The 25582-nt window shown below is 62.3% G+C and carries 21 protein-coding genes; 16 read left to right on the top strand and 5 right to left on the bottom strand.

Annotation, left to right across the window (positions count from 1 at the left end; translation table 11 throughout):
• Positions 1 to 64: 64 nt before the first annotated feature.
• Both ACQ4WY_RS07990 and ACQ4WY_RS07985 read left to right on the top strand, forming a co-directional pair.
• Positions 65 to 769, top strand: coding sequence for a glutathione binding-like protein (locus ACQ4WY_RS07990; protein ID WP_436503546.1), 705 nt, complete (start codon positions 65 to 67; stop codon positions 767 to 769).
• Between the two features lie 80 nt (positions 770 to 849).
• Positions 850 to 1608 (top strand): alpha/beta hydrolase family protein, encoded by a 759-nt coding sequence (locus ACQ4WY_RS07985; protein ID WP_436503545.1) that lies wholly within the window; start codon positions 850 to 852, stop codon positions 1606 to 1608.
• A 182-nt stretch (positions 1609 to 1790) separates the two neighbouring features.
• Here ACQ4WY_RS07985 and ACQ4WY_RS07980 read toward each other — a convergent pair whose 3' ends face one another.
• Positions 1791 to 2141 carry a hypothetical protein gene (locus ACQ4WY_RS07980; RefSeq protein ID WP_099668403.1) on the bottom strand — a complete coding sequence of 117 codons (351 nt, stop codon included), beginning with the start codon at positions 2139 to 2141 and terminating at the stop codon, positions 1791 to 1793.
• A 221-nt stretch (positions 2142 to 2362) separates the two neighbouring features.
• Here ACQ4WY_RS07980 and ACQ4WY_RS07975 point away from each other — a divergent pair, with 221 nt between their 5' ends.
• From ACQ4WY_RS07975 to coaD, 5 genes are all read left to right on the top strand, one after another.
• Positions 2363 to 2839: an Hsp20 family protein gene (locus tag ACQ4WY_RS07975; protein WP_436503544.1), complete on the top strand. Its 477-nt coding sequence runs from the start codon at positions 2363 to 2365 to the stop codon at positions 2837 to 2839.
• A 274-nt stretch (positions 2840 to 3113) separates the two neighbouring features.
• A complete protein-coding gene (locus ACQ4WY_RS07970; RefSeq protein WP_436503543.1) occupies positions 3114 to 4631 on the top strand; it encodes a Do family serine endopeptidase in 1518 nt (505 codons plus the stop codon).
• Positions 4632 to 4662: 31 nt separating this feature from the next.
• Complete coding sequence (locus tag ACQ4WY_RS07965) at positions 4663 to 5322, top strand: response regulator (RefSeq protein ID WP_010400558.1); 660 nt, start codon at positions 4663 to 4665, stop codon at positions 5320 to 5322.
• Positions 5323 to 5324: 2 nt separating this feature from the next.
• The gene (locus ACQ4WY_RS07960) at positions 5325 to 6665 is read left to right on the top strand and encodes an ATP-binding protein (protein WP_289904817.1); all 1341 of its coding nucleotides are present in this window, start codon (positions 5325 to 5327) and stop codon (positions 6663 to 6665) included.
• Between the two features lie 86 nt (positions 6666 to 6751).
• Complete coding sequence (gene coaD / locus ACQ4WY_RS07955; protein ID WP_436503541.1) at positions 6752 to 7897, top strand: pantetheine-phosphate adenylyltransferase; 1146 nt, start codon at positions 6752 to 6754, stop codon at positions 7895 to 7897.
• Positions 7898 to 7936: 39 nt separating this feature from the next.
• On the opposite strand, the gene ACQ4WY_RS07950 is transcribed toward coaD, so the two are convergent.
• On the bottom strand, positions 7937 to 10135 hold the full coding sequence (locus ACQ4WY_RS07950; protein WP_436503540.1) for an OsmC domain/YcaO domain-containing protein: 2199 nt from the start codon (positions 10133 to 10135) through the stop codon (positions 7937 to 7939).
• A gap of 245 nt (positions 10136 to 10380) precedes the next feature.
• On the opposite strand from ACQ4WY_RS07950, the gene ACQ4WY_RS07945 reads away from it, so the two are divergent.
• Positions 10381 to 10866 carry a hypothetical protein gene (locus tag ACQ4WY_RS07945; protein ID WP_436503538.1) on the top strand — a complete coding sequence of 162 codons (486 nt, stop codon included), beginning with the start codon at positions 10381 to 10383 and terminating at the stop codon, positions 10864 to 10866.
• A gap of 306 nt (positions 10867 to 11172) precedes the next feature.
• Entirely contained in the window at positions 11173 to 11352 is a 180-nt protein-coding gene (locus ACQ4WY_RS07940; protein ID WP_436504413.1) for a GNAT family N-acetyltransferase, read from the top strand.
• 74 nt (positions 11353 to 11426) lie between these two features.
• Here ACQ4WY_RS07940 and ACQ4WY_RS07935 read toward each other — a convergent pair whose 3' ends face one another.
• A complete protein-coding gene (locus ACQ4WY_RS07935) occupies positions 11427 to 13829 on the bottom strand; it encodes a TonB-dependent receptor plug domain-containing protein (RefSeq protein WP_436503536.1) in 2403 nt (800 codons plus the stop codon).
• A 165-nt stretch (positions 13830 to 13994) separates the two neighbouring features.
• Positions 13995 to 14780, bottom strand: a complete 786-nt coding sequence (locus ACQ4WY_RS07930) for a PhzF family phenazine biosynthesis protein (protein WP_436503534.1) — start codon at positions 14778 to 14780, stop codon at positions 13995 to 13997.
• A gap of 96 nt (positions 14781 to 14876) precedes the next feature.
• Between ACQ4WY_RS07930 and ACQ4WY_RS07925 the strand changes: the two genes are divergently transcribed.
• Positions 14877 to 18017, top strand: a complete 3141-nt coding sequence (locus ACQ4WY_RS07925; RefSeq protein WP_436503532.1) for an error-prone DNA polymerase — start codon at positions 14877 to 14879, stop codon at positions 18015 to 18017.
• Positions 18018 to 18056: 39 nt separating this feature from the next.
• The gene (locus tag ACQ4WY_RS07920; RefSeq protein ID WP_436503531.1) at positions 18057 to 18530 is read left to right on the top strand and encodes a GNAT family N-acetyltransferase; all 474 of its coding nucleotides are present in this window, start codon (positions 18057 to 18059) and stop codon (positions 18528 to 18530) included.
• On the opposite strand, the gene ACQ4WY_RS07915 is transcribed toward ACQ4WY_RS07920, so the two are convergent.
• Entirely contained in the window at positions 18531 to 19940 is a 1410-nt protein-coding gene (locus ACQ4WY_RS07915; protein WP_436503530.1) for an FAD-binding oxidoreductase, read from the bottom strand.
• 185 nt (positions 19941 to 20125) lie between these two features.
• Here ACQ4WY_RS07915 and ACQ4WY_RS07910 point away from each other — a divergent pair, with 185 nt between their 5' ends.
• The 5 genes from ACQ4WY_RS07910 (at position 20126) to ACQ4WY_RS07890 (ending at position 25464) form a co-directional block, all read left to right on the top strand.
• Entirely contained in the window at positions 20126 to 21043 is a 918-nt protein-coding gene (locus ACQ4WY_RS07910; RefSeq protein ID WP_436503529.1) for a ChaN family lipoprotein, read from the top strand.
• Between the two features lie 142 nt (positions 21044 to 21185).
• A complete protein-coding gene (gene exbB, locus ACQ4WY_RS07905; RefSeq protein ID WP_436503528.1) occupies positions 21186 to 21941 on the top strand; it encodes a tonB-system energizer ExbB in 756 nt (251 codons plus the stop codon).
• Positions 21942 to 21944: 3 nt separating this feature from the next.
• Positions 21945 to 22370, top strand: coding sequence for a TonB system transport protein ExbD (gene exbD, locus ACQ4WY_RS07900; protein ID WP_436503527.1), 426 nt, complete (start codon positions 21945 to 21947; stop codon positions 22368 to 22370).
• Positions 22367 to 23164: an energy transducer TonB family protein gene (locus ACQ4WY_RS07895; RefSeq protein ID WP_436503526.1), complete on the top strand. Its 798-nt coding sequence runs from the start codon at positions 22367 to 22369 to the stop codon at positions 23162 to 23164. Before exbD ends, ACQ4WY_RS07895 begins: the two co-directional genes overlap by 4 nt.
• Before the next feature lie 44 nt (positions 23165 to 23208).
• A complete protein-coding gene (locus ACQ4WY_RS07890) occupies positions 23209 to 25464 on the top strand; it encodes a TonB-dependent receptor domain-containing protein (protein WP_436503525.1) in 2256 nt (751 codons plus the stop codon).
• Positions 25465 to 25582: the final 118 nt, after the last annotated feature.

Here is a 25582-nt window from a genome sequence, read left to right as displayed (position 1 = left end):
AAACTGCCATGCTTGGCTATACTGGCTTTCTTGCGCCGCGTCATACACCTCAATAAGGATTTTCATGTCCCAACTTTCCGACTTTCCCATCACCGAGAAATGGCCTGCCCGGCATCCCGAGCGCCTGCAGCTGTACTCGCTGCCGACGCCGAACGGCATCAAGGTCTCCATCCTGCTGGAAGAGCTGGGCCAGGCGTACGAGCCGCACCTGGTCAGCTTCGAGCAGAACGATCAGCTGTCGCCCGCCTTCCTGTCCCTCAATCCGAACAACAAGATTCCCGCCATCCTCGACCCGAACGGTCCCGATGGCAAGCCACTGGCCCTGTTCGAATCGGGCGCCATCCTGCTGTACCTGGCCGAGAAGACGGGCAAGTTCATCCCCCAGGACGCGGGCCTGCGCTATGAAGCAATACAGTGGCTGATGTTCCAGATGGGCGGTATCGGCCCCATGTTTGGCCAGGTGGGATTCTTCCACAAGTTCGCTGGCAAGGACTACGAGGACAAGCGTCCGCTGGAACGCTATCTCGGCGAGGCCAGGCGCTTGTTGGGCGTGCTTGAGCAGCGCCTGCAGGGCCGCGACTGGATCATGGGCGGACAGTACACGATTGCCGACATCGCCATCTTCCCGTGGGTGCGCTGCCTGGTGGGCTTCTATGGCGCCGGCGATCTCGTCGGGTTCCACAACTTCCCCAACGTGCAGCGCGTACTGGAAGCGTTTCTTGCCCGTCCTGCAGTCGTCAAAGGATTGGACATACCGAAGCGCGGTTAAGGTTGACCAACTGCGGCGACGGCCTGGCGGCGCTACAATGCGCCATCGGCCGCGCTGCGCGGCAGCTTTGATCTGAGACAATGAAATCCACCCGGCAAGATTTTCCCGGCGCGCACGGCCATGTGTTGGCGGCGCGGCTCGATGCGCCCGACGGCGCCATCCGCACGTACGCGCTGTTCGCTCACTGTTTTACCTGCGGCAAGGATGTGCTGGCCGCGCGGCGCATCGCACAAGGCTTGACGGAACACGGCATCGCCGTGCTGCGTTTTGATTTTGCGGGGCTGGGCGCCAGCGAAGGCGAGTTCGCCGCCACCAATTTTTCGTCGAACGTGGACGACCTGGTCGCCGCCGCCGACTTTTTGCGGGCCAGGCACGCTGCACCGCAATTGCTGATCGGCCATAGCCTGGGCGGCGCCGCCGTGCTGGCCGCTGCCGAGCAGGTGCCGGAAGCCACCGCCATTGCCACCCTGGCCGCCCCCAGCACGCCCGCGTATGTGACGCGCATGTTCAGCGACCACCTCGAGAAAATCGCCGCCGAAGGCGAAGCGCTGGTGCAGCTGGAAGGGCGGCCCTTCCGCATCCGGCAGCAATTCGTCGACGACGCGGGCAGCCACAGCTTAAAAGAGCACATCGCCGGCCTGCGCCGCGCCCTGCTGGTGATGCACGCGCCGAACGACACGACAGTGAGCTTGTCGAATGCGATGGAGATCTTTACGGCAGCCAAGCACCCGAAAAGTTTCGTTTCGCTCGACGATGCCGATCATCTGTTGACGGGGCGCGATGACGCGGCCTACGTTGCCAACGTGATCGCCGCGTGGAGCGCGCGTTACATCAACTAAGCTCAATTAAACGGTCGCCCATGAAAAACGCCGCGGCAGCAGAAGCTGGCGCGGCGCAGATGGTGTTGATCTAGTCGAATAAACTGAGTGCCTGAAAAATGCCCAGGGCTAGGCGCCTTGCCGAAGGCAGTACGAATGTACGACGAGGCACGGCAACAACGCCATGGTTTTTTTGCATGCGCTCAGTCCTCGTCAAACTCTGCTGATAAGTCTTTCCAGCCCTTGCTCACGGCAAAGGCGGAAAACTCCTCAGGCGCTTCCAGAACGATCAGTTTCTTGTCTTGCAAGCCCAGGTCGCCATGGCCGAAGTCGGGGCCCACGTAGCCGAGGCTGCGCAGGCGGGCCAGGATGTGGCCGACCAGGGTCTTGTCCTTGCAGGCGCCCGCTTCGAGCGGGGCGGCGAAGTCGACGTAGACGTCGATGATGCCGTAGCCTTCGTCGAAGATGCGGATGGCCTTGATGTCGTGGGCACGGCCGGAGCCGTCGGTGGCCTTGAATGGGCCGCTGAGCTGGATGTCGGTGTCATTGTTCATGCCGCCAGCATACACCAAAAGCCGGCCCCGCATAGGGAGCGCCATGCAAATCCCCCTGGATGGGGCATGTAAAAATTTCTTACAAATTTAGTGGCGTCTGGGGCGGTTTTCGCCAATTTCAAGGCCTTGAAGGCCGCTTGATCGTCCTTAGATTGGTAGCAGGCGGATGCTCATGGTGAGGTCCGCCCCTCTTATCGCTTCATTTGAAAAGGATATTTATCATGCGTACTTTTGACCTTGCTCCCCTGTACCGTTCCGCCATTGGCTTTGACCGCCTGGCACACCTGCTCAACGAACAGCGCGCCGATGCACAGCCCAGCTATCCACCGTACAACATCGAACTGGTGTCGGAAGACAAATACCGCATCGTGATGGCATTGGCCGGCTTCTCGCGCGAAGAGATCGACATCATCACGGAACGCGATTCGCTGCACGTCACGGGCCGCAAGCAGAAAGATGGCGTCGAGCGCACGTTCTTGCACCGCGGCATCGCTGCCCGTGATTTCGAACAACGCTTCCAGCTGGCCAACCACGTGAAGGTCACGGGCGCCACGTTTGAAAACGGCATGCTGACCATCGACCTGGTGCGTGAAGTGCCGGAAGCGCTGAAACCGCGCAAGATCGAGATCGGCACCGGCAGCGACACCATCGCTACCGCCGCTAACGTGAATGCGCTGGAACAGCGTCAGGCAGCCTGAGCTGAGCTGATTTCGGCGCCACGCGTTGGCATAGTCGGGAGGGGGTAGCCCCTCCCCATGCAGTAAAATACTGGCCGGTTGATCCGGCCAGTGTCACGTCTGGAGCCCGTTCGGCTCCTTCATGGCGCGCCATGCGAGGTGCGCGCGGCGCGCAATATTAAACCATGCTTAAGGGCGCAAATGCCTGTTTCCAAAAGGAAAAATGTTAAGCACCGCCTAAGACTCGTGGCCCACTATTGCATACATCAAAATCTCATTGAATGAGGAGCAATTCATGGAACAGCAAACGAATACCGCATCCCTGAAAATCAAACGCACCGTAGCCGCGCTGGCCGCGATCGGTGTGCTGGGCGCCGGCGGCGCCATGGTGATGCATCAGAACAATGCCGGCGCGAATGCCGCCGCCGCCGGCACTCCCGCCGCTCCCGTGGCTGCAGCCGTGGCACCCGCAGCAAGCGCGCCGTTGGTGGCCTTGCCCGACTTTAGCCAGATCGCCGCGCGCAACAGCCCGGCCGTGGTCAACATCAGCGTCACGGGCAGCACCAAGGTGGCGTACGACCCCTCGGCCCAGGCTGGCAATGACGATTTCGGCAACGACCCGTTCTTTGAATTTTTCCGCCGCTTCCAGGGGCCGCAAGGCGGGCAGCGCGGTGGCCGCGACGTGCCCACGCACGGCCTCGGTTCCGGCTTCATCGTCAGCCCGGACGGCATTATCATGACGAATGCCCACGTGGTGCGCGATGCGCGCGAAGTGACCGTCAAGCTCAACGACCGCCGCGAATTCCGCGCCAAGGTGCTGGGCACGGATCCGAAGACCGATATCGCCGTGCTGAAGATCGACGCCAATAACCTGCCCATCGTGCCGCTCGGCCATTCGAGCGACCTGAAAGTGGGCGAGTGGGTGCTGGCCATCGGTTCTCCTTATGGATTCGACAGCACGGTGACGGCCGGCGTCGTCAGCGCCAAGGGGCGTTCCCTGCCTGACGACAGCAATGTGCCGTTCATCCAGACGGACGTGGCAGTGAACCCCGGCAACTCGGGTGGTCCGCTCTTCAATACGCGCGGCGAAGTGGTCGGCATCAATTCGCAAATCTACAGCCAGACGGGCGGCTTCCAGGGCCTGTCGTTCGCCATCCCCATCGACCTGGCCGGCCGTATCAAGGACCAGATCGTCGCCACGGGCAAGGCCAGCCATGCCAAGCTGGGCGTGACGGTGCAGGAAGTCAACCAGGGCTTTGCCGACTCGTTCAAGCTGGCCACGCCGGAAGGCGCCTTGGTCGCCAACGTGGAGCGGGGCAGCCCGGCCGACAAGGCCGGCCTGAAATCGGGCGACGTGGTGCGCAAGGTCAATGGCCAGCGCATCATCGGCTCGGCCGACTTGCCGGCCCTGGTGGGTACGTCCTTGCCAGGCGACAAGATCAGCATGGATGTCTGGCGTGACGGCAAGATCGTCAGCCTGACGGCAACCCTGGGCAATGCGGCCGACAAGGTGGCTGAAGTGGCGAAGAGCGACGGCGCCGCCGGCAAGGTAAAGCTGGGCCTGGCTCTGCGTCCGTTACAATCGGATGAAAAACGCGAGGCGGGCATCAGCGCCGGTCTGCTGGTGGAAGACGCGGGCGGTGCTGCCGCGAATGCCGGAGTGCAGCCGGGCGACGTGCTATTGTCGGTGAATGGCCATCCCGTCAACACCGTCGAGCAGGTGCGCGATGTGGTGGAAAAATCGGCCAAGTCGGTGGCCTTGCTGATACAGCGCGGTCCCGACAAAATCTTCATCCCCGTGCGTTTGGGTTGAAAACAAGAGTAACGAGATAGAGAGGCAAGCCATGCGCTTATTGCTGGTAGAAGACGATACGATGATCGGCGAGGTGGTGCTCGATTTGCTGCGCGCCGAGCATTACGCGGTGGACTGGGTCAAGGATGGCGACATGGCCGACACGGCCCTGCAGACGCAGACCTATGATTTGGTGCTGCTGGACCTGGGCTTGCCGCGCAAGGATGGCCTCGACGTGCTGCGCTCGATGCGCCTGCGCAAACTGGACACGCCGGTGCTGGTGGCCACGGCGCGCGACGCCGTCGAGCAGCGCATCGCCGGCCTCGATGCGGGCGCCGACGATTACGTCCTGAAACCGTATGACCTCGATGAATTGCTGGCGCGCATACGCGCCCTGCTGCGGCGCGCCTCGGGGCGGCCGGAACCGATTTTCGAACACCAGGGCGTCTCCATCAATCCGCTGACGCGCGAAGTGATCGCCGAGGGCCACCCGGTCAACCTGTCGGCGCGCGAATGGGCCGTGCTGGAAGCCTTGATCGCGCGTCCCGGCATCGTGCTGTCGCGCGCGCAGCTGGAAGAAAAACTGTACAGCTGGAAGGATGAAGTCAACAGCAATGCCGTGGAAGTGTATATCCATGGCTTGCGCAAGAAGCTGGGCAGTGACTTGATCCAGAACGTGCGCGGCCTCGGCTACATGGTGCCCAAGGCATGAGGATGAAGGTCACGGTGACGCACTCGCTGCGCGGCCGCCTGCTGTGGTTTTTGCTGGCGGCCATCATCATGGCGGCCCTGGCGCAGGCCTCGATCGCCTACCGCAGCGCCCTGTATGACGCCGACCAGATCTTCGACTATCACATGCAGCAGATGGCCCTGTCGCTGCGCTCCGGCGCGCCGCTGGCCAACCATGCGCAAGCCTTGCCGGCCGACCCTGTCAACAACGACATGGTGGTGCAGGTGTGGACGCCGGATGGCGTGCAGGTGTTCCGCTCGATCACGCGCGCGGAACTGCCGCAGCGCGCCGTGCTGGGCTTTTCCAACGTGAAAGCCAACGGCACCACCTATCGCATCTTCTCCGTGCAAACCAGTTCCCAGACCGTGCAGATCGCCCAGGATATGGCCGTGCGCAAGCGCATGGCCGGCAGCCTGGCGCTGCGCACGGTAGGACCCATTGCCCTGATGGCGCCGATATTGATGCTGGTCGTCTGGTGGGTCGTCAGCGGTTCGCTGGCGCCCGTTTCGCGCGTGCGCAAGCAGGTGGCGGCGCGCCAGGCCGATGATCTGTCGCCCGTCTCGGAAGCGGGCTTGCCCGATGAAGTGCGCCCTCTGGTGCATGAACTCAATCTCTTGTTCGGGCGCGTAAAAACGGCGTTCGACGCGCAGCAGCATTTTGTCGCCGACGCCGCGCATGAATTGCGCACGCCGCTGGCCGCCCTGAAACTGCAGGTACTCAGCCTGGAACGGGCCGAATCGGAAGAAAAGCGCAGCCTGGCGATTTCCCGCGTCAGCGCCGGCATCGAGCGGGCCACGCGCCTGGTCGAGCAGCTGCTGGTACTGGCGCGCCAGGAAGCGAGCGCCGCCAGCGGCGACCAGCTGCAGGCGGTGGACTTGAACGATGTCGTCAAGCGCGCATTGGGCGATATGGCCGGCATCGCGCAGGCGCGCAAGATCGACCTGGGCCTGCACCACATGGACCCGGCCAAGGTGGCGGGGCAGGCCGATGCGCTCAACATCATGCTGCGCAACCTGGTCGACAACGCCATCAAGTACACGCCGCAGGGCGGCACGGTCGATATCGACCTGCGCGCCAGCCCCGTCGGCGTGACCTTGTCCGTGGAAGACAGCGGCCCCGGCATCCCGCCCGAAGAGCGCGAGCGCGTCTTCAGCCGCTTCTACCGCGTGCCCGGCACGGACGCCAACGGCAGCGGCCTGGGGCTGGCCATCATCAAGGCCATCGCCGAGCGCCATGGCGCGCGCCTGGTGCTGGACAAATCCGAGCGCCTGGGCGGCCTGTGCGTGCGCGTGGAATTCCCGCAAGCTGTAAAAAGAGCGTTTTGACCATGATCTTTGGCATGTTGCATTGACGCGCGCGCCGCTGGCATATATTGTCTGCGCAATAAGCAATCAAGCAAACGGAGCGCAGCATGCAGAAGATCGGCTTTTCAGGAACCCTCGACCCCATCACCAACGGCCATATGTGGGTGATCGGCGAAGCGCGCTCGCTTGCCGACGAGGTGATCGTGTTCCTGTCGCAAAACCCCGCCAAGAAGCCGCAATTTCCCGCCGAAGACCGCAAGCGCATCATCGAGCAGAGCGCGCGCGAGTGTGGCTGGGATAATGTGCAGGTGGTCATCGTCAAGGGCGATTACACGGCGCGCGCGGCGAAAAAGCATGGCTGCGACTATTTGATCCGCGGTATCCGCACGACGGCCGATTTTGACTATGAAAACCTGATCCAGCAAACCAATGTAGATGTGCTGCAGGGTGCCAAGACGATTTTCGTCATGCCGCCACGCGACCTTGGTTCCGTCAGTTCCAGCTTCGTCAAGGCGCTGGAAGGACCCGTGGGCTGGAACTGGACCATGAAGAAATTCGTCCCCGGCCCGGCCTACCAGGCATGGATACTTGACTGCCTGCGCAAGGAGTGGGAAGCGCTGTGGAATTACGCCGCCGCCTCGCAAGCGGACATCGCGCTGGCGGATCACTGGTTCGCGCACCTGACGGGGCCGCAGGCCTATGGCGGCGCGGATCGCCACTATCACAACCTCGACCACCTGGTGCACGGCCTGTCCGAGATCCGCGTGTGGGCCGACAATACCTATGCGCCCAAGCGCGACAGCGCACTGGTAAAGAAGGCGTTCTGGTTCCATGACGCCGTCTACAGCCACGACGAAGACGCCCTGTATTCCAGCGAAGAGGCCAGCGCCCAGCTATGGCTGGCCAGCGGCCTCGATGCGGGCGACAACCTCGATGTGGCGCAATTGATACGCGCCACCGACCATTTCCAGGGACCCGGCATCAGCCACGCGTTGAAGGACGCCATGCTCAGCGCCGACCTGGCCATCCTCGGCCAGGATGAAGAGGTGTATCACGCCTACACGCAAGCCATCGGCCGCGAATATGCGCATGTGGACCCCGTGCGCTTTAACGAGCAACGTGGACTGGCCCTGCAGCACCTGTGCGCCAAGGCGCAGGCGGGCCAGCTGTTTGGCGATGCGTACTTTGCCGACCAGTACAACGAGCGGGCCATTGAAAACATGCAGAGGGAGATCGCGGCGCTGGCCGGCTGACTCTCGTCAGCCGGTTGTTGCCAGCCCTGGCTTGCGGTCCTAGCGGGCCGCAGCCTTGGCGCGCGCCGCGTGCAATTTCTTGAAGCTGTCGATCAGGCGCTGGTGCCGGTCGAGGCCTTCCAGTTGCATGCTGGTCGGGGTCAGGCCGAAGAAGCGCACGCTGCCGTCCACCGAGCCCAGCACCGCGTCCATGCGGGCGTCGCCAAACATGCGGCGGAAATTGACCACGTAATCGTCCAGCTCCAGCTCGTCATCGAGTTCCACTTCCAGCACCACGTTCAAGGCTTGATAGAACAGCTTGCGCTCGAGCGTGTTGTCGTTGTACTGCAGGAAGGTTTCCACCAGCTCTTTCGCTTCCTCGAATTGCTGCAGGACGAGATGAATCAGCAGCTTCAATTCCAGGGTCGTCAGCTGGCCCCAGACCGTATTTTCGTCAAACTCGATGCCGATCAGGGTGGCGATGTCGCCGTACTCGTCGAGCTCGCTGTTTTCCAGGCGGTCGAGCAGGTCTTCCAGACTGGCATCGTCCAGGCCATGCAAGTTCAGGATGTCGGCGCGGAACAGCAGCGCCTTGTTGGTGTTGTCCCAGATTAAATCTTCGACCGGATACACCTCGGAATAACCGGGCACGAGGATACGGCAGGCGGTGGCGCCCAGCTGGTCATACTCGGCCGTATACACTTCCTTGCCCATGTCGGCGAGGATGCCGAACAGGGTCGCCGCTTCCTCGGCATTCGAGTTCTCGCCGTGGCCGGAAAAATCCCACTCGACAAAATCGTAATCGGCCTTCGCGCTGAAGAAGCGCCACGAGACGATGCCGCTGGAATCGATGAAGTGTTCGACGAAGTTATTCGGCTCGGTGACGGCTTCGCTGGCAAACGTCGGCTGCGGCAAGTCGTTCAAGCCTTCAAAACTGCGGCCCTGCAGCAATTCCGTCAGGCTGCGCTCTAGCGCCACTTCCAGGCTCGGGTGCGCGCCGAACGAGGCAAACACGCCGCCCGTGCGCGGGTTCATCAGGGTGACGCACATCACCGGATACACGCCGCCCAGCGACGCATCTTTTACCAGCACGGGGAAGCCTTGTTCTTCCAAACCCTGGATGCCGGCCAGGATGCCCGGGTATTTCGCCAGCACGTCCTGCGGCACGTCGGGCAGGGCGATTTCGCCTTCGAGGATTTCGCGCTTGACGGCCCGCTCAAAAATTTCCGACAGACACTGCACCTGCGCTTCGACCAGGGTATTGCCGGCGCTCATGCCATTGCTGACGTACAGGTTTTCGATCAGGTTCGATGGGAAATACACGACCTCGCCGTCGGACTGCCGCACATACGGCAGCGAGCAGATGCCGCGCTCGGCATTGCCGGAGTTGGTGTCGATCAGGTGCGAGCCACGCAGCTCGCCATCGGGATTGTAGATATCCAGGCAGTAGGCATCGAGAATCTCCTTCGGCAGCGCATCCTTGCGGCCCGGCTTGAACCAGCGCTCGTTCGGGTAATGGACAAAATCCGCGTTGGCGATGTCGTTCCCCCAGAACGAACCGGCGTAGAAATGGTTGTTGCTGAGGCGCTCGATATACTCGCCCAGGGCCGACGCCAGCGCGCTTTCCTTGGTCGCACCCTTGCCGTTGGTAAAACACATGGGCGAATGTGCATCGCGGATATGCAGCGACCACACATTCGGAATGATGTTGCGCCACGAGGCGATTTCAATCTTGATGCCCAGGCCTGCCAGGAGGCCCGACATATTGGCGATGGTCTGTTCCAGCGGCAAATCCTTGCCGACGATATAGGTATTCGCGCCAGGAGCCGGATTCAGGGCCAGCAAGGCCTGGGCATCGGCGTCCAGGTTCTCCACCTCTTCAATGACGAACTCGGGGCCCGTTTGCACCACTTTTTTGACCGTGCAACGGTCGATCGAGCGCAGGATGCCCTGGCGGTCCTTGGCCGAGATATCGGCCGGCAATTCGACCTGGATCTTGAAAATCTGCTGGTAACGGTTTTCCGGATCAACAATATTGTTTTGCGACAGGCGGATATTTTCGGTGGAAATATTGCGCGTATCGCAATACAACTTCACGAAGTACGCTGCACATAGTGCCGATGATGCCAAAAAGTAATCGAACGGGCCAGGCGCCGAACCATCGCCTTTATAACGGATCGGCTGGTCGGCGATGACCGTAAAATCGTCGAACTTGGCTTCAAGACGCAACTTATCGAGAAAGTTGACTTTAATTTCCATGAGGTAATCCAATACTGTGCTTAAGTGAGTTAGGCGCTATTATCCGTTCTTTCCGCCGCAGGGCAAAGATTGTTCACTGCGGCCGTGCCCGCCGGGAGCCGGGGGGCACGGCCGGCAGGGCAGGCAAGGGACACATTCCCCCATGAAGCGGACTGATAAATGTGCGAGGCGATCTGACTGAAATGCGAATAACACTGATGCGTCACGGCGAGCCCCGACTCGCCAAGGGGCGCTGGATAGCGCCCATGCAAATGGGACAGTGGATTGATCTCTACAATCAATCGCTCATCAAAGAGAATGACATACCGGCCGAGTGCCCTGTGGCAGCGCTTTCCGCGTCGACCATTGTGGCAAGCACGGCACCCAGGGCATGCTCGTCGGCCAGGGCACTGGGCGACTTGCCGTTCATGCAAGAGGCGATTTTCACTGAGGCCGAGCTTCCCTTTGCCCTCTGGAGGGCACCCTGGCTACCGCCTGAAGCCTGGGCAGTGATTTTTCGCATACTCTGGCTGTTCGGTTATGCGCGCGGATCGGATTCGCTGACGATCACCCGGCTGCGCGCCAGGGCCGCCGCCGAGCGGCTGGTTGCGCTTGCCGCCAGGGGGCCTGTGCTGCTTGTCGGACATGGCATCATGAATCGCCTGATCGGCAAGGAACTGCAGGCATTGGGTTGGCTTGCCCGCAACAGGCAGGGAAGCAAGTACTGGAGCATGGGAATGTATGAGTTGTGAAAATGGGCTGTGAAGGTGAGCTGTGAAAACCTGTGACGAATGTGGCAGCGAATACCGTGATGACGCCGAGGGCATGGCCAGCCTGTGCCCCGAATGCGCCTCGGTCATTTATGGCTTGCCAGGGTGCGAGCACGTATTTGACGCAGGTCGATGCCGGAAATGCCTGTGGGATGGCCGGAAAAGTGACTTTGTGCGCAAACTGGAGAAACAGGAACGTTGATCGATACAATAACCGGTGATGTTGTCGAAACGCTTGCTCCTTCCCATAGCGAAGGTCAGCGTCGTCAATAAGAGAAGGTCGTGCCGATGGCGCAAGGACTAGGCGTCGGCAGACGGATGATGGCGGCAATGCTGGAAAAATACGCGGGGTTTCACCAGCAAATGCTGACAGCGGACGGCAAGGCCATCGAGTTCTACGAATCCGTGGGTTTCGTTCGTGCAGGGAAAACAGAGCCCATGTGGATCTATGCTGGCGATGAGCACTGAATTGTGATGCCGACATAAAAAACAGCGGCTGCCCATGCTGGCGCAGCCGCTGTTTTCTTATGTGGACAGGGCGATCAGAACTTTACCCACAGCCGGCCAAAGTACGAGGCGCCATTCAGACCGAACTGCACGCTGTCGTACTTGAAGCCGTTGTCCGTCTCGTCCGCGTTTTGCGTGGTGGGCTTGACGTTGAAGATGTTGTTGCCGCCAAAGGTCAGCTTGGTATTTTTATTGATGCTGTAGGTGAAGCTCAGGTCGGCCGAGGTCTTGGCCGCGTAGCGGGCGTTTGGTACGCCTTCAGCCGTGCCGCTGAAGGTGCCCAGGGTTTGCGGGCCAAAGTAGATGATGCGCAAGTCCGATTCCAGCTTGCCCGTGATGTAGTCGAAGCCCAGGGTGGCTTTCGCGCGGGGGCCGCCCTGTTCGATGAACAGGCGTTCACGTTCGGACAGCAAGACATCTTCGAAGCCCGTCAGTGAGGCGGGCGTCTTGACTTTCGTCACTTCCGTTTTGCTCAAATTCAAGGCCAGGAAGGTGTTCAGGCGGTTGCCGGCCAGCTCGCCCTTGTGCGAGGCCGTCAGGTCCAGTCCCCGCGTGCGCGTGTCGATGGAGTTGACGAAGAATTGCGCCTCGCCCACGCCCAAGAGGGCCAGGCGCGCCGCCAGGTCCGGATAGTTGTCGGCATTGAAGCGGCCCGACAGCACGATGCGGTCCTTGATCTTGATGTTGTACAAGTCGGCCGTCACGGAAATGGCTTGCGTCGGCGTCCAGGTGGTGCCCAGCGTAAAACTGGTGGATTTTTCCTCTTTCAACTTGGGAATGCCGGCCGCGTTGGCGACGGCGCCGCCGTTCGGCGCCAGCACCACGTCGGTGGGCACGCCGCCGATGAAATCGGTGAAGGTGGACGAGAAATACACTTGCTGTAACGATGGCGCGCGGAAACCCGTGCTGGCCGAGCCGCGCAGCAGCACCTTGGGCGCCACTTTATAGCTGGCGGCCAGCTTGCCCGTCACGGTGGAGCCGAAGTCGCTGAATTTTTCATAGCGCAGGGCCGCCTGGGTTTTCAGGCGCTCCGTCCAGTCCAGTTCCACGTCGCCATACGCGGCGATGCTGTGACGCTTGGCCTTGGTGGCGTCGCCGGGCTGGAAGCCGGGGAAGCCCTGGCTGCCCGCATTGCCGCCCACGCCCACGCCATCGGCGTCGCTGTAGGAGCCCGGTTCGCCGGCCATGATCTTGTATTCCTCGCTGCGGTACTCGGCGCCGAAGGCCACGTTCATGCCGTGCATGACGGTATCGTAGTAGCGGCTGAAGTCGGCGTTGCTGGTCAGTTGCTGGAATGAGAAGCCGCCCGCATCATAGCTGCTGGCGCTCACGCCCTTGCCGCCGTTCATCAAGTCGAGATTGGCAATCGAGGCGTTCAAGGTGTGGCTGATGTCGTAGCGCATCTTGTTGTAGCCATAGGTTTGCGAAAAGTCAGCATACCATTCGCCGATCTGACTGCGGTGGCCGATGGTGGCGTACTGGTCGTCGATCTTGCCGTTAATGAAAGGCACGAAACCATTCGGATACATGGCGGCCGAATTGCGCGATGGGATGTCGTCGCTGCCGATGCCGCCGCGGCCAAACGCGGCGCTGGACGCGTCGCGCGTCTGTGCGCCGGCCGTGAAGTACAGTTTGCCCGTGCCGCTGGTGGCGTAGTCGCCATTCAGATACAGCGTCTTGTTCTTGGACTTGGTGTCACCGATGATGCGCAGGCTGTCCGCATCGGCCCGGTTCGAGCGGCCCCGGTCCAGGTATTCGCCCGTGATGGCCAGGGTGCCCTTGTCGCCCAGCGCGATGCCGCAATAGGCGGAGGTCATGTAATTCTTGCCGTCGCCTTCGGAATACTGGCTGTAGCCGGCCACCGCTTCGCAGCCCAGGCTTTTCTTCAGTTCGATGTCGATCACGCCGGCAATGGCGTCCGAGCCGTACTGGGCGGCGGCACCGTCGCGCAGCACTTGCACGTTCTTGATCGCCAGCAAAGGAATCGCATTCATGTCCGTGCCCGTGTTGCCGCGGTTGCGCGCGCCGAACAGGTTGACCAGGGCCGTCGTGTGGCGCCGCTTGCCGTTCACCAGCACGAGAGTCTGATCGGAGCCCAGGCCGCGCAGGGCGGCTGAATCGATCAGGTCGGCTCCATCGGCGCCCGTCTGGCGCGTGGAGTTGAACGAGGGCGAGATGTATTGCAGCGACTGCGCCAGGTCGAATTGTCCGCCTTGCTCGGCCACCTTGGAAATCGGAATGATATCGACCGGCACCATGGTATCGGTGGCGGAACTGGCGACCCGGCGCGAGCCGACCACGCTGACCGTTTGCACGGGGCCGTCCGTGGCGCCCGCTTCCGTGTTTTGGGCCATGGCGGCGGGACTGAAGGTGGCCATGGCGGCGCTGCCGTACAGGCTGATGAGGACTGCTTTACGCAAGGTGGTGAGGGTCGGCACGCAGTATCTCCAAGTGGTATTGTGACTTGATTCTAGTGCCATCATTTCAGCATTCACCAGCGATACTTTGTTTTGTTATTACAAATTTGTTGTAACTGTTGTTTCCTGGTTGATTATCTTTTGGCCGCTGCCTGGCTTGCCTTGTACTGGTGCAGCATGCCCCGTTCAGGTGCTGCGTTGCACCATGCCGCCCACCCAGATTGCCTGCGCGCTGTATTGCACCTGGATCAAACAGGGCTGCTGCGTCACGTGGCCCTGATGCAAATCCAGCGACTGTTGCAAGTGCGCTGCCAGCGCACCCGCCGCCACGCCCGTGGCGCTGTCTTCCAGCGCCGGGTCGAGGTGGTTGAAGTTGCGCCCTTCGTATGCGTGCTCGCCCGTGCGGCAATATGCATAGCAGCCGCTGACCTTGTGCAAGGCGCTCCAGTCGGCGATCAGTTCCAGGTTCGGCCGCAGCGCGCGCAGGGTGGTGCGGTCGGCCACTTCCAGCAGCAGCTTCGGGCTGCCGACGGAGGCGATCACGGGCGGCGACAGCAAGTGCATGTGCTGGCCCATGAGTTCCGACGGAATATACTTTTCCACCACGACGGCAGGCGCGGACTGCGGCGCCAGTCCAATGAATAACCCCTCCGCGCGGCGTACCAGCTGCAAGGCTTGCCCGCGCATGGACGTGGACACCGTCAAGGTTGCCGGGGCGCCAGGCGCCGTCAGCAGCACGTGCGCGGCCGCCAGGGTGGCGTGCAGGCACAGGGGGCTGCGCGTGTGCGGATAAAAATAGTCGAGCACGATGCCGCCGTCCGCTTGCCGGTCGAGGAAGACGCAGGCGCTGACCTGGCGTTCGCGGGCGAAGGCCTGGCGCGCCGTTACGCTGCCGTGCTCGTTTTCCACGACCAGCGCCGCATTGCCGCCACCGGGTGCGGCGCCGAAACATTTCAAGAGATGGACGATCATGGCGGTCGATGTGGAGGTAAAACACCAGCATAAACGATAAGCCCGATTCCAGATAAGTATAATATACTGTGTTTATATACAGTATTGAGGTAGATCATGTGGGGCGCAGTCTTACCCGAGTATGCTGAGTTGTATTGCCTGAGCAATTTCAGCTTCCTGCATGGGGCCTCGCATGCGGAAGAGCTGGTGGCGCGCGCAGTCCAGCTTGGTTATCATGCGCTGGCCATTACCGACGAGTGCTCGCTGGCGGGCGTCGTGCGCGCCCATGCGACGGCTAAGCGGGCCGGTTTTCCCCTGATTATCGGCGCGCACTTTCATTTGACGCAGGCCGATGGCAGCCCAGGGCTGTCCTTGCTGGCGCTGGTGCAGGACCGCGATGGTTACGGCAACTTGTCGGAACTGATCACCATGGCGCGCACGCGGGCGGCCAAGGGCCGTTATTTGCTGACGCCCGATGATTTCGCCGCGCCGTCGCCCGAGTTTGCCCATTTGCAGGGCTTGCCTGGCTGCCTGATGATCTTGTTGCCCGGCTATCCGGCCCAGCCCGAGACGCTGCACGCGCAGGGAGCGTGGATGGCGTCCACCTTTGGCAGCGAGCGCAGCTGGGTGGGCCTGAATTTGCTGCAGCGGGCGCAGGATGACGCCCACCGCCTTGTTGTGCAGGCGGTGGCGCAGGCGCAGGGCTTGCCCGTGGTGGCCGTCGGCCATGTGTGCATGCACGTGCGTTCGCGCAAGCCCTTGCTCGATACCCTGTGCGCGATACGCGTGGGCAAACCCGTGGGCGAGTGCGGCTATGCGCTGGCGCAAAACGCGGAACAGCATTTGCGCGCGCGGCTGCGCCTGGCCAATGTGTATCCGCCGCAGGCACTGGCGGAAACTGTGCGCATCGCGGGCCTGTGCACGTTCTCTCTCGACAGCTTGCGCTATGACTATCCCGACGAACTGGTGCCGCACGGCCACACGCCGGCGACGTATTTGCGCGAGGAAACGTATGCGGGCGCGCGCATCCGCTTTCCGCTGGGTATTCCGGCCAATGTGCAGGAACAGATCGAGCAGGAGCTGGCACTGATTGCGGAGCTTTCTTACGAAGCGTATTTCCTGACCGTCTATGACATCGTGCGTTTTGCCCGCTCGCAAAATATCCTGTGCCAGGGCCGGGGCTCGGCCGCCAATTCGGCCGTTTGCTATTGCCTGCACATCACGGAAGTGGACCCGGCGCGCGGCAATTCGCTGGTCGGGCGCTTCATGTCGCGTGAGCGCAACGAGCCGCCTGACATCGACGTCGATTTCGAGCATCAGCGGCGCGAAGAAGTCATTCAATATATCTACAGCAAATATGGCCGCGAGCGGGCCGCGCTGGCGGCCGTGGTGATCAGCTACCGGCCGAAGAGCGCCTTGCGCGACAGCGGCCGGGCGCTGGGAATCGACCTGGCCATCGTGGAAAAAGTGTCCAAGGCGCATCGCTGGTTCGATGGCAAGCGCGATCTGCTGGAGCGCCTGGCCGAATGCGGGCTCGACCCGGAAGCGGCATTGTCGCAGCAGTGGGCCGGCCTGGCGCAGCAGCTGCTGGGCTTTCCCCGCCATCTGTCGCAACATCCGGGCGGCTTTGTGATTGCGCAAGGCAAGTTGTCGCGCCTGGTGCCGATTGAAAACGCGACCATGGCCGCGCGCAGCGTCATCGAGTGGGACAAGAACGACCTCGAGGAGCTGGGCTTGATGAAGGTCGACGTGCTGGCGCTGGGCATGCTGTCGGCCCTGCGGCGCACCCTGGAACTGGTGAGTGCGCGGCGCGGCGAGGAGTTCCGCCTGCAGGATATTCCCCGCGAAGACCCCGCCACCTACGACATGATGTGCCAGGCCGACACCATCGGCGTGTTCCAGATCGAGTCGCGCGCCCAGATGAGCATGCTGCCTCGGCTGCGTCCGCGTGAATTCTACGACCTCGTCATCGAAGTGGCGCTGGTGCGCCCCGGCCCCATCCAGGGCGGCATGGTGCATCCGTATTTGCAGCGGCGCCAGCAGAAAGAACCTATCGACTATCCGAAGGGCCTGGAAAAGGCGCTGGGACGCACCCTGGGCATCCCGATTTTCCAGGAGCAGGTGATGCAGGTGGCCATCATCGCGGCCGATTTCACGCCCGGCGAAGCGGATCAGTTGCGGCGCGCCATGGCGGCCTGGAAACGCAAGGGCGGCATGAACAATTACAAGAAACGCATCGTCGAGACGATGGTCAAAAATGAGTATGACAGGAAGTTCGCGGAGGCCATCTTTAGCCAGATCGAGGGCTTTGGCGAATATGGTTTTCCCGAGTCGCACGCGGCCAGTTTCGCGTTGCTGACGTACGCCAGTTCCTGGCTGAAATGCCATGAGCCGGCCGCCTTTCTGTGCGCCTTGCTCAATAGCCAGCCCATGGGCTTTTACAGTCCCTCGCAACTGGTGCAGGATGCGCGCCGGCATGGCGTGCAAGTGCTGCCCGTCGACGTGGCCGTCAGCGCTTGGGCCGCGGAATTGGAAGAAGGGAAGGGTGAGGGGCCGGCCGTGCGCCTGGGCTTGAACAGCCTGTTTGGCATGCGCGCCGAGGCGGCCCAGCGCATCGAGGATGCGCGCGCCATCGCCGCCTTTGCCGACGTGGCCGACCTGGCCCTGCGTGGCGGCCTGGACCGTCATGACTTGCAGGTGCTCGCCGCCGGCAATGCCCTGCACGCGCTGGCGGGCCACCGGCGCGAGGCGCTGTGGCAGGCGGCTGGCGCCGTGCCCGACAGGGACTTGCTGCGCGCCACCACGCAAGAGGAAGACTTGCCCGTGCTGGCCGCCCCGACGGAAGGTGAGAGCATCGTCAGCGATTACCGCGCGCAAGGCCTGACCCTGGGTCGCCACCCGCTGGCGCTGCTGCGCAAGCAATTGCTGGAACAGCGTTTCCTGCCCGCCGCCACGCTTGCCAGCTACACGGATGGCCAGCTGGCGCGTGCCTGCGGCATCGTCACCGTGCGCCAGCGTCCGGGCACGGCCAAGGGCGTCATCTTCATGACCCTGGAAGACGAGACGGGCACGGTCAACGTCATCGTCTGGCCCGATCTGGTGGAAAGCCAGCGGCGCGAAGTGCTGAGCGCGCCGCTGCTGGGCGTGTACGGCGTGTGGCAGCGCGAAGGCATCGTGCGCAACCTGGTGGCCAAGCGTCTGGTCGACATGTCGCATCTGCTGGGGCGCTTGAGGACCAGCAGCCGTGATTTCTGTTGAGAGTTGCCGACGGGGAGGAAGGCATGGCATTATTTGAAGATGACAACCTTGCCCGAACCGACACTGCGTCCCGCCCTGGTCGCCGACGCGCCCGCCATCGTCGCCCTGATCGATGACCTGATGCCCTTTTTGACCTTGCATCCCGATGGTGCGGGGGCGGAAAAGTTCATCGAACATTGCCGCCAGCCGGCCATCGAAGGCTATCTGTCGCAGTCGCGCTACGCGTATCAGCTGGCGCATATCGACGGCGAACTGGCCGGCGTGGTGGCCATGCGCGACAACACGCATCTGTTCCACATGTTCGTGCCGCGCGCCCTGCACCGGCGCGGCATGGCGCGCCGCCTGTGGCAGGCAGCCCGTGATGCGTCGCTGGCCAAAGGCGATGTGACGGCCTTTACCGTCAATTCCTCGGCGTATGCCTTGCCTTTGTACGCAAGCCTGGGCTTTGTCGCCACGGGGCCGAGGGTGGAAATGGATGGCATCGCCTTCGTGCCGATGCGCATGGAATTATAGTTACCAGCGCACGATCTTCCCCGGATTCATGATGTTTTTCGGGTCCAGCGCATGCTTGAGGGCGCGCATGGTGTCGATGGCGCCCTCGCCATGTTCTTCCACGAGGAAGGCCATCTTGTGCATGCCCACGCCATGCTCGCCCGTGCACGTGCCGTCCATGCCGATGGCGCGCGTGACCATGTCGCTGTTGACCTTTTCCGCGCGCGCGATGTCGGCCGGATCATCGGGATCGACCAGCATCTGCACGTGGAAATTGCCGTCGCCGACGTGGCCGATGATGGCGTAGACCAGGCCCTGCGCTTCGCAATCGGCCTTGGTGGCCAGGATGCATTCGGCCAGGCGCGAAATCGGCACGCAGCAGTCGGTGGAAATGGCGCGGCTGCCGGGACGCATCTGCAGCAGGGCGAAATACGCGTTATGACGGGCGGCCCACAAACGCGAACGGTCTTCGGGGCGGCTGGCCCACTCGAAATCGCTGGCGCCGTGTTCCGCCGTGATGGCTTGCACCAGCTGTGCCTGCTCGGCCACGCTGGCCGGCGTGCCGTGGAATTCAAACAATAATAATGGTTTTTGCGGCAGCGCCATCTTGTCGTAGGCGTTGATGGCTTTGACGCCATTTTCATCGAGAAACTCGACCCGCGCCACGGGCACGCCCATCTGGATGGTCTGGATCACGGCGTTGACGGCTTCGCCCGTGCCGGGGAATGAGCACACGGCGGCCGAGATCGCTTCGGGCAGCGGGTACAGTTTCACCGTCACTTCCGTGATGATGCCTAACGTCCCCTCGCTGCCGACGAACAGGCGCGTCAGGTCGTAGCCGGCCGAGGATTTTTTCGCCCTGGTCCCCGTCTTGATGATGCGGCCATCGGCCGTCACCACCGTCAGGGCCAGCACGTTTTCGCGCATGGTGCCGTAGCGTACGGCGTTCGTGCCCGAGGCGCGCGTGGCCGCCATGCCGCCGAGGGATGCATTGGCGCCCGGGTCGATGGGGAAGAACAGGCCCGTGTCGCGGATTTCCTCGTTCAGTTGCTTGCGCGTCACGCCCGCCTGCACGGTGGCCGTCAAGTCTTCATTATGCACGGCGACCATTTGATTCATTTGCGACAGATCAATCGTCACCCCGCCGTGCAGGGCCAATACGTGGCCTTCGAGCGAGGTGCCGCTGCCATAGGCGATGACGGGCACGTCGTGCGCGCTGCACAGCTTGACGGCGGCCGCCACTTCCTCGGTGGAATGCGCGAAGATGACAGCGTCCGGTAACATGGGGGGATAGCTCGACTCGTCGCGCCCATGGTGGGCGCGCATGGCTTGCGTCATGGAAAAGCGGTCGGCAAAGATCAGGGAAAGTACGGCAGCAAGAGATTCTGGCAGCGGTTTTTTCAGTACCGCCAACTGGTCAGTTTGATTCACGCGAGTCCTCCGTTTTTTTTATTCTACTCCGCGCCCGGGGATTTCACCGAAGCACCATATTGATTTTTTGCCAGTTGTAAAAAAATCTGCATGGTTCGCCGTGCATTGGTTGTAAATGAGAATCATTTCCATTAAAATGCCCGCCTGAGTGTTTTTACAACAGCGTTGACCCGAAAGGCCATGCCATGAAATTCCCCCTGTCCCTCACCGCCGTCCTGCCCGCCTGCGTGCTGGCGTTGAGCGCCTGCAGCAGTGTCGCACCCGTGAGCGGCGCGGCCGCCGGCGCCGCCGCGAACTCCGCTGCGCAGGACGTGCGCCAGTTGGGCGAGATCGTCGACCTGCGCAGCGGCCAGCGCGTGACTGCCGAGCAATTGCTGGCTCAGCTGGCCGCCGCGCCCCGTGTCATCGTGGGCGAGCAGCATGACCAGCTCAGCCATCACCAGATCGAGCAATGGCTGCTGCTGCAGTTGCAGGGCCAGCGTCCGCAAGGCAGTGTGCTGCTGGAAATGCTGAACCCGGACCAGCAAGCCAAGGTGGACAAAGTCAAGCCATGGCTGCAGACGGATCCCGTCGTGCGCCCCGAACACGTGGCTGAGCTGGTGGCGTGGCAGCCTAGCTGGAAGTGGGAACAATATGGCGACCTGGTCATGACCGTGATGCGCGCGCCATACCCCGTCTGGTCGGCCAACCTGGACCGCAGCGAAATCAAGCAACTGTTTATCGATAAACCGGCCGTGCAGGGCAAGTATTCCAACCTGGCCAACGATGCCAAGGTGCATGATAAATTGAAAGACATCATCCGCGTCATGCACGACAACCAGATCGACGCGCCGCGCCTGGCCGCCATGCTGTCGGTGCAGCAGCAGCGCGACCGCCGCATGGCCGAGCGCCTGCTGGCCGCGCCCGCGCCGGCCATGCTGATCGCCGGCGCCTACCATGCGCACAAGGACCTGGGCGTGCCGCTGCACGTGCAGGACTTGACGGGCGGCCCCGCGCCGCTGGTGCTGGTGCTGGCGCAGCGCGGCGCCACGGTGCTGGCGCCGCAGGCGGATTTCGTCTGGTTCACGCCTGTTGTGGCACCCGCCGTCGCCAGCGCCAAGTAATTCCTTGTATCTCCGCCGGGCGTTCAGCCCGGCACTCTCCCCCCCAGCAAGCTCCTCCATAGCAGCCAGGTAGTCCGTCCGATTTTTTGCATGCGCGTGCGCGCCGTCGGCGCAGCCATGCCTGTTACCTGTTGAAGCTTCCATGCGTATCCTCTGTATCAAAGCCGCCGCTGGCGGCGTGTTTCTTTCCCTGTTCCATGCCACCGCGCAAGCATCCGCCTTGCCGCACGACATGTCGCCGTTGGGGATGTTTTTCGCCGCTGACCAGGTCGTCAAAAGCGTGCTCATCGGCTTGCTGGTTGCCGCACTGGCCACCTGGGTGGTCTTGCTGGTGAAGGGCGCCAGCTTGCTGCAAGCCCGGCGCGCGGCGGCGCAAGCCGTCGCCTTGCTGAAGACGGCGACCTCCTTGCCGGACGCAGCCGCCAAAGTGGAGGGCGCAGGCCAACTCTCGCTGGCGCAGCTGCTGCTGGCCGAGGTACAGCAGGAGCTGAGCCTGACACCCGCCAGCGCACCGGCGGCGGGCCTGAAGGAGCGGGCTGGTTTTCGCCAGGAGCAGTTGATTGCGCAGCAGGTGCGCAGCATGACGCAAGGCATCGGCCTGCTTGCCAGCATCGGCGCCGTGGCGCCGTTCGTCGGCCTGTTCGGCACCGTGTGGGGCATCATGAACAGTTTTATCGGTATCGCCGTCAGCCAGAGCACGAATCTGGCCACCGTCGCGCCGGGCATCGCGGAAGCCTTGCTGGCGACAGCCCTGGGCCTGGTGGCGGCGATTCCCGCCGTCGTCATCTATAACGTCTTGAGCCGTGGCATCAACCAGTACAAGGCGCAACTGCGCGCCGCGTCGGCGCAAGTGTTGCTGATGCTCAGCCGCGACCTCGACACGCGCAAGCAGGCCTGAGCCATGGCTTCCCTGTTTCCTTCGTCGGACGACGACACGGCCGACATGCCGGAGTTGAGCGAGATCAATGTCACCCCCTTCATCGACGTGATGCTGGTGCTGTTGATCATCTTCATGGTGGTCTCGCCGCTGGCGACCGTCGACCTGAAAATCGACTTGCCGGCCGCCACGGCCAAGCCCGAACCGCGTCCCGAGCAACCGTTGTTCGTCTCTCTGAAAGCGGATCACAGCCTGTACCTGGGGGAAGCTCCCGTGGCGCGCGAGCAACTGGGCCGCCTGCTCGACGCACAGACGGGCGGCGACCGCCAGCGCACGCTGTTTTTCCAGGCCGACAAGCAAGCCGCGTATGAAGACGTGCTGGGCGTGATGGATGCCCTGCGCCAGGCCGGCTATTTGAAAGTGGGTCTGGTTGGCCGGGAGGGCGGGTGAAAGGGGCCACCACGCTGGCGCTGCGTCCCGTCTTGAGCTGGGGCATCGCCACTTCGCTGGTGGTGGCCACGGCGCTGACGCTGCTGCTGTGGGCCGGCTGGCAGCCCGTCGCCGTGGCGCCCGCCAACCCGGCGGCCAGCGTGATGGTGGTCTTTGCCGCGCAAGCCATGTCGCCCGAGACACAACAGGCGGCAGCGGTAGGCGCGCGCCAGTCGGCCGCCTCCAGCGATTCCCGGCCGCCACGGAGCACCGTTCGGCAAGAGGCGGTGCCGGTGCTGGCGCGCGCCGCAGCGCCGGAGATCATCGCGGCGGAAAAAGAGGAAAAGGCGGCGTCCAGTCCATCGGCGGATCCGGGCAAGGATGCCGCCAAGGAAGCGTCATTACCCGCGCAGGCCAGCAGCAGCGCCACGCCGGCGCCCGCCGCTGTGCACGGTCCGCAGGCAGCGCCCTTCAATAACGACACGCCGTCCGCCAGCGCGGCGCCGGCCAGCTGGCAAAGCCGGGTGCTCAGCCACCTGGCCCACTTCAAGCGCTATCCGGGCGACGCGCGCCAGCGCAAGCGGGCCGGCGCCGCCTGGGTGCGCTTCCAGGTGGATCGCGACGGCAAGCTGCTGGCGAGTGAGTTGATCACTTCATCGGGCACGGTGCTGCTCGACCGCGAAGCGCTGCAAGTGCTGCAGCGCGCGCAACCGTTGCCGGCGCCTCCCGACAACGTCTTACACCAGGGCACGGTGACGGTCACCTTGCCCGTGTCTTTCAAGCTGGAAACGGATGGCAGCCACGGCGCCACCTGAATCGCTTTAGCAGTTTTTCCAATCAAATAAGAAATCGAGGGTGTATGAATATCAAGATAATGGCGCATGCCGTGGGCGTGTGCATGGCCATGCTCGCGCAACACGCGTGGGCGCAAGAAAATACCGGCGGCAAGGTCGAACTTTCGCCGCTAAATGTGTCGGGCGAGGCGGTCCCTGCGGAACGCCAGGCGCTGGAAAAGCCGGGCGCCGTCAGTGCGCGCGGGCCTGACACGCGCTTGCAGCCAGTGGACCAGATCGTGCGCAGCATGCCAGGCACGTTTACTCAGATCGATCCGGCGCAGGGCGCCGTCAGCGTGAATATTCGCGGCCTGTCGGGCCTGGGCCGCGTCAATATGATGGTCGATGGCGTGAGCCAGAATTATTATGGCAGCGCGCCCTCGTCGGTCTCGCATGGCGGCGTGCCAAGCAGCCAGTTCGGCGCCCTGATCGACCCGAATTTCATCATCGGCGTGGACGTGTCGCGCGGCAATGTCATCGGCGGCGACGGCGTCAATGCGCTGGCCGGCAGCGCCAATTTCCGCACCATCGGCGTCGATGACGTGGTCTTCGCCGGTGAAAAAACGGGGGCGCGCACGAAGATGTCCGCCGGTAATAATGGCGTGGGGCGCAGCGCCATGCTGGCTGTGGCCATGAAAAACCCCGCCTTCGATGGCGGCAGCGTGGGCTTCATGGCCGCCACCAGCGCGAGCGTGATCGGCAACAACTACAAGAATGCCAAGGGCGTCAACAGCGAGGAATTCGGCTTCGGCTATAACCGCTATTACAAGCAAAAGCCCAAGTCGCAGTTGCTCAAGCTGGACCTGAAGCTGAACGACTTCCACGCGCTGGAATTGTCAGCCCGCGATTACCGCAGCACCTTTACGCGCCGCGACATCCAGAGCGACGATTACTACGTAAAATATCACTACACGCCGTTTTCGGAATTGATCGACCTCAATGTGGTTGCCAGCAGCAGCCGTGGCAATCAGAAATACATGCCCGAGGCGCTGACCAATTTCATCAATACGAATGCGGCCAACCGCGCCGATGCCTTTGACATCAACAACACCAGCAGCTTCAAGCTGGCGGGTGGCGACGCCCTGGTGACATTGGGCGGAAAGATGATGCGTAACAGATACAGCAAACACGTGGAAAGCCTGGTCGACGATCCCGACAACCCCGAGGCTAACCAGCAATCGATTGAAAACAATACTTTCGGGCCGGAAGGACGGCAAAAAATCGACAGCGTATATGCTGGCCTGCAATACAACCGTGGCATCTACCAAGTTAATGCCGGCCTCAACTATACGAGCTTCGAGCTGACGGGCTACAAGCCGGCCTGCGATCTGCGCGTGCAGTGCTTCCCGCAAGGTGCATCGCGCATTGCGCTGAAAGAACATGGTGTGAATCCTTCGCTGATGCTGTCGGCCCAGGTCGCGCCATGGTTCCAGCCGTTTGCCAGCGCCGAGCGCACCATGCGCGGCCCGAATCCGCAGGAAGTGTTTTTCTCCAACGATGGTGGCGCCTCGATGAATCCTTTCCTGAAGGGCGAGAAAGCGACGACTTACCAGTTGGGCTTCAATTCCAGCCTGCATGGTTTGCTGAGCGCGAGTGACGCGCTGAACTTCAAGGCCCTGTATTTCAAGAGCAAGATCGACGGCTATATCACCAGCCAGTCCTTCCTCGTGTGCGACAGCGGCCGCAAGTGCAATATCGCGGAAGTGATTGCCAAGGATTGGCAGAATGTGGATGAGTACGTGACCAATATGTATATCTACATTAACTCGGCCACGCCCGTGTATACACGTGGATGGGAACTGGAAGCGCAATATCAGCTGGGGCCGGCCTATGCGCGCCTGTCGTACACGCGTGAGACGACGCGTCAGCCCACCTCGATCGCCAGCGCGTGGTTTGGCGCGGCCGACATCAGCGAGCTGCCCAGTGTGTATTACAACCTCGACGTGGGCACGCGCTTGCTGGACAACAAGCTGGAAGTGGGCGCCATCCTCAAGCACACGGGTTCGAACCGCCGCCTGTCGCCGGACAATGAGGCCGATGAAGTAACGGGTGTAGTGACGAAGGTGGACAATCCGAAGATCCCGGCCGTGGTGGACCTGTATGCCAGCTACCAGGTCAGCAAGAATCTGTTCCTGCGCCTGTCGGTGCAGAACGCCATGAACAAGGATTTTTCGGAAGCGCTGAACCGCCTGAACTCAATGCCGTCGCAGTCGCAAGAGAATACGCCGCTGAGCACGGCACGGGGCAGGACGTATGTGGCGGGGCTGGAGTACCGGTTCTAGTTTTTTTACTAAAGCTGCGACGCCTGACAAAACTGTAGCGAGCGGATGTGATTTGTGGCCGAGAAGCGCAGCTGTGCTATAGCACCGTGAGCATCGCCGGCCGCAAAGCGCACCGCGC

This window comes from Janthinobacterium salmonicoloratum, assembly GCF_051380845.1.
Taxonomy (GTDB): Bacteria; Pseudomonadota; Gammaproteobacteria; order Burkholderiales; family Burkholderiaceae_D; genus Janthinobacterium; species Janthinobacterium lividum_F.
Note: the sequence above shows the minus strand (reverse complement) of the source record. Positions and strands in the feature narration are given on the sequence as shown.

Bases quoted from the DNA above. Each gene is read 5' to 3' on its own strand.
- coaD (WP_436503541.1), top strand. From the start codon at position 6,752: ATGCAGAAGATCGGCTTTTCAGGAACCCTCGACCCCATCACCAACGGC.
- ACQ4WY_RS07945 (WP_436503538.1), top strand. From the start codon at position 10,381: ATGCAAATGGGACAGTGGATTGATCTCTACAATCAATCGCTCATCAAA.
- exbB (WP_436503528.1), top strand. From the start codon at position 21,186: ATGCGTATCCTCTGTATCAAAGCCGCCGCTGGCGGCGTGTTTCTTTCC.
- ACQ4WY_RS07940 (WP_436504413.1), top strand. From the start codon at position 11,173: ATGGCGCAAGGACTAGGCGTCGGCAGACGGATGATGGCGGCAATGCTG.
- ACQ4WY_RS07965 (WP_010400558.1), top strand. From the start codon at position 4,663: ATGCGCTTATTGCTGGTAGAAGACGATACGATGATCGGCGAGGTGGTG.
- ACQ4WY_RS07890 (WP_436503525.1), top strand. From the start codon at position 23,209: ATGAATATCAAGATAATGGCGCATGCCGTGGGCGTGTGCATGGCCATG.
- ACQ4WY_RS07970 (WP_436503543.1), top strand. From the start codon at position 3,114: ATGGAACAGCAAACGAATACCGCATCCCTGAAAATCAAACGCACCGTA.
- ACQ4WY_RS07975 (WP_436503544.1), top strand. From the start codon at position 2,363: ATGCGTACTTTTGACCTTGCTCCCCTGTACCGTTCCGCCATTGGCTTT.
- ACQ4WY_RS07980 (WP_099668403.1), bottom strand. From the start codon at position 2,141: ATGAACAATGACACCGACATCCAGCTCAGCGGCCCATTCAAGGCCACC.
- ACQ4WY_RS07925 (WP_436503532.1), top strand. From the start codon at position 14,877: ATGTGGGGCGCAGTCTTACCCGAGTATGCTGAGTTGTATTGCCTGAGC.
- ACQ4WY_RS07960 (WP_289904817.1), top strand. From the start codon at position 5,325: ATGAAGGTCACGGTGACGCACTCGCTGCGCGGCCGCCTGCTGTGGTTT.
- ACQ4WY_RS07930 (WP_436503534.1), bottom strand. From the start codon at position 14,780: ATGATCGTCCATCTCTTGAAATGTTTCGGCGCCGCACCCGGTGGCGGC.
- ACQ4WY_RS07920 (WP_436503531.1), top strand. From the start codon at position 18,057: ATGACAACCTTGCCCGAACCGACACTGCGTCCCGCCCTGGTCGCCGAC.
- exbD (WP_436503527.1), top strand. From the start codon at position 21,945: ATGGCTTCCCTGTTTCCTTCGTCGGACGACGACACGGCCGACATGCCG.
- ACQ4WY_RS07990 (WP_436503546.1), top strand. From the start codon at position 65: ATGTCCCAACTTTCCGACTTTCCCATCACCGAGAAATGGCCTGCCCGG.
- ACQ4WY_RS07910 (WP_436503529.1), top strand. From the start codon at position 20,126: ATGAAATTCCCCCTGTCCCTCACCGCCGTCCTGCCCGCCTGCGTGCTG.
- ACQ4WY_RS07985 (WP_436503545.1), top strand. From the start codon at position 850: ATGAAATCCACCCGGCAAGATTTTCCCGGCGCGCACGGCCATGTGTTG.
- ACQ4WY_RS07950 (WP_436503540.1), bottom strand. From the start codon at position 10,135: ATGGAAATTAAAGTCAACTTTCTCGATAAGTTGCGTCTTGAAGCCAAG.